6 protein-coding genes are annotated in these 5483 nt (G+C 36.0%); all 6 read left to right on the top strand.

Going from position 1 to position 5483, the window contains the following annotated elements; all coding sequences use genetic code 11:
• The coding region (gene lepA / locus QZ055_RS07865) for a translation elongation factor 4 (protein ID WP_295825844.1) at window positions 1–1195 on the top strand (1195 nt) is incomplete at its 5' end.
• Window positions 1196–1199: 4 nt separating this feature from the next.
• Entirely contained in the window at window positions 1200–2384 is a 1185-nt protein-coding gene (gene hemW, locus QZ055_RS07860) for a radical SAM family heme chaperone HemW (protein ID WP_295825841.1), read from the top strand.
• A gap of 81 nt (window positions 2385–2465) precedes the next feature.
• Entirely contained in the window at window positions 2466–3068 is a 603-nt protein-coding gene (locus QZ055_RS07855; RefSeq protein ID WP_105094347.1) for a nitrite/sulfite reductase, read from the top strand.
• Window positions 3069–3465: 397 nt separating this feature from the next.
• The gene (hrcA, locus tag QZ055_RS07850) at window positions 3466–4482 is read left to right on the top strand and encodes a heat-inducible transcriptional repressor HrcA (protein ID WP_105089163.1); all 1017 of its coding nucleotides are present in this window, start codon (window positions 3466–3468) and stop codon (window positions 4480–4482) included.
• A gap of 12 nt (window positions 4483–4494) precedes the next feature.
• Complete coding sequence (gene grpE, locus QZ055_RS07845; RefSeq protein WP_105089164.1) at window positions 4495–5040, top strand: nucleotide exchange factor GrpE; 546 nt, start codon at window positions 4495–4497, stop codon at window positions 5038–5040.
• A gap of 28 nt (window positions 5041–5068) precedes the next feature.
• Window positions 5069–5483: Hsp70 family protein (locus QZ055_RS07840; protein ID WP_295825836.1), on the top strand; the 415-nt coding region annotated here is incomplete at its 3' end.

The raw sequence follows: 5483 nt of genomic DNA, 5'->3' as shown, positions 1-5483 counted from the left end.
TGATGCTTATAAAGGTGCTATTGCTTATGTGCGCGTAAAAGAAGGTACTATTAAAGCAAAAGATACAATCCGTATGATGCATGATAATAAGGATTTTGATGTAACAGAGCTCGGTATCTTTACACCAAACCTTGTACCTGTTCAGGAATTACCATGTGGCTCTGTAGGTTGTATTGCTGCTAGTATTAAGAATGTAGCTGATTGTCACGTTGGTGATACTGTAACATTAGCTAATAATCCTGCACCAGAACCATTACCAGGCTATCGCAAAGCCGTATCCATGGTATATTGTGGCTTGTATCCAACAGATTCTAAGGACTATGAAAATCTTCGTGATGCATTAGAAAAGTTACAGCTTAATGATGCTGCTTTAGAATATGAAGCTGAAACATCTTTGGCATTGGGTTTTGGTTTCCGTTGTGGCTTCCTTGGACTTTTACATATGGATGTAATTCAAGAACGGTTAGAGCGTGAATATAACTTATCCCTTATTACAACAGCTCCATCTGTAAACTACAAGGTTTATAAGACGAATGGGGAAATACTTGAAGTGGATAACCCTGCTAAATTACCACCTCCTACAGAAATCGATTACATTGAAGAACCATATGTAAAAGCTACTACAATTGTGCCTAAAGACTTTGTTGGTACTATTATGGAGTTATCTCAAGATAAACGTGGTGAATATCAATCCATGGAATATTTGGATGAAACACGTGTATCTGTTGTGTATCACTTGCCTTTGAGTGAAATTATTTACGACTACTTTGATAAATTGAAATCCGCTACAAAAGGTTATGCATCTCTTGACTATGAGTTGATTGGGTATAAACAATCTCCAATGGTTAAGATGGATATTCTGTTAAATGGTGATCCAGTAGATGCATTGTCCATTATCGTACATAAGGATCGTGCTGCTACACGTGGTCGTGCATTAGCGGAAAAATTAAAAGAACTCATTCCTCGTCAAATGTTTGAAATTCCTATTCAAGCTGCAGTAGGCACAAAAATTGTGGCTCGTGAAACTGTAAAAGCTTGGCGTAAAGACGTTTTGGCTAAATGTTATGGTGGCGATATTTCTCGTAAACGTAAACTTTTAGAAAAACAAAAAGCCGGTAAGAAACGCATGAAGTCAGTGGGCTCTGTAGAGATTCCACAAGAAGCATTCATGGCTATTCTCAAGGTTGAGGACTAATATAATGAAAACAGATTCTAATACTTTGAATCTGTCTACACTTGGGGATATGGGCTTGTATGTCCATATCCCTTTTTGTAAACAGAAATGTATGTACTGTGATTTTCCTGCCTATCAAAATTTACAAGATTATTATGAAACCTATGTATATGCCTTAGTACAAGAGATGGATCTGTGGGTTTCGGAACACCCAGAGTCTAAAGCTAAACCTATTGACACTATTTATTTTGGTGGTGGAACACCTACTGAATTATCAATTCAACAACTACAGATGATTGTAGATAAAATAAAAAGTACTTTTACTATCAATGAAAACTGTCATATGACTATCGAATCTAATCCTGGGGAAGTAGATTTACAGTATCTAACTAAGTTAGTTAAACTAGGCTTTAATCGTATTAGTTTTGGCGTTCAAACCTTTGATGATAAGGCGCTTACTATGTTGCATCGTAGTCATGATGGAGAAAAGGCCATACAAGCCGTATATGATGCTAAAGAGGCTGGATTTACAGATATTAATATTGATTTAATCTATGGCTTGCCACGACAAACCTTAGAGGATATTCAGCATAATTTAAATATTGTAAAAGATTTACCAATTAATCATATTTCTACGTATGGTTTACAAGTTGAGGTAGGCACTTATTTATATCATTTAGTACAAAAGAACTTGATCTCTATTCCTAGTGAAAGTATAGATGAGTCAATGTATGATACGATGATGGCTGGTTTAAAAAAACTAGGGTTTGAGCGATACGAGATTTCAAATTTCGCAAAGGGTAATTCCTATAGTCGTCATAATTTAAAATATTGGCACTATATAGACTATTTAGGCTTTGGTGCTGGAGCTCATTCCTTCTATGATGGTATACGCCGTAGTAACAATCGAAATGTAATGCCTTATATACAATCCGTTGATCGATACACTATGCCCACTATCGATACGGAGACGATTACTGTAGAGCGGGCCCAAGAAGACTTTTGTTTCTTAGCACTTCGCACTAAATGGGGTCTTGATGATCAAAAATTTGAGGATAGATTTGGCGTATCTGTTCATAATTTATTTGGTAATATATTAGAAGATTTAGTTACTAAAGGCTTATTAGAGTATCAAAATGGTAGTTATCATTTAAGTTCTGAAGGGGCTAAGCATGGTAACTATGTATTTAGTCAATTTATTCGAGAGTAATTTCTCACAGTTTCTCAAAATCTAATATGTTAGTATAAATAGGATGATGATGAATAAGCATGCTAGATTTGAGGAGGAACGATGAAGACATCTGTTATTTTACATGGTTTACATAACGAATTTACTTTAGATCAAATGAAGGCATGCATAGAATTAGCTGAAAAATATGGTGGATCTTTCCGCCATGTTGTAACAGGTATACAAATTACAGGTATTGAAAAAGACGATAAGGAACAACTTATCTCTGAATTACCAGAAGGCGTAACCACTGTTATTCATAGAGGTGTTAATTCCTTAATTGCTTGCGTAGGTAAAGGCTATTGTAAAAATGGCCAAATGGAAACTAAAGAATTGGCTGATTATGTAGAGAGAAAACATTACGGCCGAAAAACATCTCACAAGTGCAAAATTGGAATTAGTGGCTGTGGTCGTAACTGCCCGGATGCAATGGTAAAAGATATTGCTTTTATTGGTACATCCCAAGGTTTTATGCTGGCTGTTGGTGGCAATACAGGAATGCGACCAGAGGCTGGTAAAATATTGGCTAGAAAGCTTACTGTTGAGCAATCCAAAAAAGCTGTAGATATCTTAGTAGATTGGTATGCAGAACATGGCGAGCCCCGTGAGCGTATGGGAAAATTATTAGAACGCCTAGGTAATCCCTTAGAAGGTGTAGAACTATAAGTTGCTATATTTTAAGTACTAATAGTTTTATAGTTCTTAATCTGTACGTTTATCTAGAGAGTGATTGGTTTTTCTCTGAATTTTAGTAACAATAAAATTATTACATATACAACACTTATACTATTTTATGGTTTTAATAATAAAAATTTTATTAGACCATCATATTCTACTATTTAGATTTTAGGATATGACATAAATGTAGATAGTATAAGTGTTTTCTTATTATTACACTTTGATTTTTTGACTAATTAATTTAAAATATTCAATTGTCTTTTTGACTAAATAGATATTATTTGACTTTTTAAGGATTTTTTTGCTTGACAATTTTTTCCTATGTGATAATATTATACATGCGATTAGCACTCAAAGTTTATGAGTGCTAACAAGAGGTGTCATTATGGATGAAAGAAAACAGCGCATCTTGCGAGCCATAATTGAAGACTACGTTAAATCTGCTGAACCTGTAGGTTCCAGGACGATTGCAAAGAATTATAATCTTGGTATTAGTCCTGCAACAGTAAGAAATGAAATGTCCGATTTAGAGGAGTTAGGCTATTTGGAGCAACCTCATACATCGGCGGGACGTATTCCTTCAGCTAAAGGCTATCGCTTATATGTTGATTCTATGTTGAGTCAACAACCTGTTCCATTACAGGATGCTGAGAAAATTGAAATGTTATGGAAACATTCTAATGGATCTACGAGTGAGCTCTTCTTAAATATGGCTAAATTATTATCACAAGTGAGCCATAGTATGAGTTTGTTCTTAGCTCCAGCCCATGATAGAGCATTAATCAAATACATTCATGTATTGCCGCTTGATTCACATCAAGCTGTCATGGTTGTTATTACTGAGACTGGTGCTCTTGATAATGAATTAATGTACTTTACTGAAGGCGTTTCGCCTGATGTATTACAAAGTTTAGCTATGCAATTTAGCAATGCTTTACAGAATATAGGTATTGGTCATGTAACGGCTGAAGCGTTAGGAACACTATTGATTCATATGGAAGGTCCACAAGGGATTTTGATGATCCTTTCAGAAACATTATTACGAGCAATTAATAAACGTAAGTTGTTCTATTCTGTAGGTACCACAGAGTTGTTAAATCAACCAGAGTTTAAGTCTGTTGAAAAGGTACAACCCTTACTTTCATTAGTGGAAGAACAAAATCAATTGGGGCAACTATTAAAGGATGATTCACCTACACCTGTAAAGGTAAAGATTGGCAATGAAAATGATACCGAAGCACTTCAATCGATGAGTGTAGTACAAGCTGATTTTACAAATCAAGATCAACCTATCGGTACTCTTGCTATTCTAGGACCGACACGAATGGAATATGGCCGTATCATTGGCATGTTGTCTCATATGAAACATATAATGGAATCTATGGTAAAAGAACAAAAATAGAAAGGGCATATAATGGCTGAAGAACAAGACATTAAACAAGAAACAGTTGACGAAACAGTGGAAACTACAAATGTAGAGACGCCAGCTGTTGAGGAAGCTGAAGAAGTTGTGGCGGACGCAGCTCAAGTATTAGAGGAGCTCAAAGCAGACTTTGATAATCGCTATAAGCGTTTACAAGCGGACTTCGACAACTTCAAACGTCGTACTAATCAAGAAAAAGAGCAACTTGCAGGATATGTTAAAGGGGATGTACTTACAGATCTACTTCCTGTATTAGATAACTTTGAACGAGCTGTTCAAAGTCCAGTAGAAGGTGATGCAAAGGTATTCCTTGATGGATTTATCATGATCCATCAAAACTTGATGGCTATGTTATCTAAACACGGTTTAGCCGTTATCGATGCGGTAGGTAAACCATTTGATCCAAATTTCCATCAAGCAATTATGCGAGTGCCGTCAGATGAATATGAATCTGATACGGTATGTGAAGTATTGCAAACTGGCTATACTGTTGATGGTCGTTGTATTCGTCCAGCAATGGTAAAAGTTGTTGAATAGATTATAAAGGTTTTAGGAGGCATATATTATGGCAAAGGTAATTGGTATTGATTTAGGTACTACAAACTCTTGTGTTGCGGTTATGGAAGGTGGCGAACCTACGGTTATTACTAACCAAGAAGGCGCTCGTACAACTCCTTCCGTTGTTGGTTTTGCAAAAAACGGCGAACGTTTAGTTGGTCAATTGGCTAAACGTCAAGCTGTATCTAACCCTGAAAACACAATCATTTCTATTAAACGTCACATGGGTACAGACTACAAAGTAACTGTAGAAGGTAAGTCTTATACTCCTCAAGAAATTTCTGCAATGATTCTTCAAAAAATCAAAGCTGATGCAGAAGCTTACTTGGGTGAACCTGTTAAACAAGCCGTTATCACAGTTCCTGCTTACTTTACAGATGCTCAACGTCAAGCTACTAAAGACGCTGGTGCTATTGCAGGTC

Origin of the sequence: uncultured Veillonella sp. (assembly GCF_905209685.1) — a bacterium.
Classification (GTDB): Bacteria; Bacillota; Negativicutes; order Veillonellales; family Veillonellaceae; genus Veillonella.
The sequence above is the reverse complement of the archived record's forward strand: the minus strand, read 5'-3'. Positions and strand labels throughout refer to the sequence as shown.